The 435-nt window shown below is 66.4% G+C and carries 1 pseudogene; it reads right to left on the reverse strand.

The features are described 5' to 3' along the window. Window positions 1–435, reverse strand: a pseudogene (locus DEQ92_RS22985) (PKD domain-containing protein); the annotation flags it as partial.

The raw sequence follows: 435 nt of genomic DNA on the forward strand, positions 1-435 counted from the left end.
GTGCTGTTTGCGTTGCCATCGCCGTCGACAACGGTCAGCGAGACGGTGTAGTTGCCCGGTTCGGTCGGCGTGAACGAGGCCGTCTCTCCCGTCGCAGACGTGTTCGCGGCCGAGAGCTGCGCGGCCGGATCGTCGAGGCTCGTCGCGTTCAGGTGCCACCGATACCGCGTGATGTTGAAGTTGTCTGTCGAGGAGGCTCCGCTCCACGTCCGTGTCGCCGATCCGGGCTGGGCGTACTGCTTGGCGACCGACGTTCCGACGGTCGCGTTCGTCGTGAGGGTCGCGACCGGTGGCGTCGAATCGGCCACGTGCAGCGTCGTCGTGGTCGTGTTCTCGACTCCGACGACGTCCCGCGCTGTCAGCGACACCGTGTAGTTTCCGGCGACGTTCGGCGAGAAGGTCACCGCTGCGCCGGTCTTCGTGGTGTTGACCGAG

The organism is Haloferax sp. Atlit-6N, from assembly GCF_003383195.1.
In the GTDB taxonomy this organism is placed as follows: domain Archaea; phylum Halobacteriota; class Halobacteria; order Halobacteriales; family Haloferacaceae; genus Haloferax; species Haloferax gibbonsii.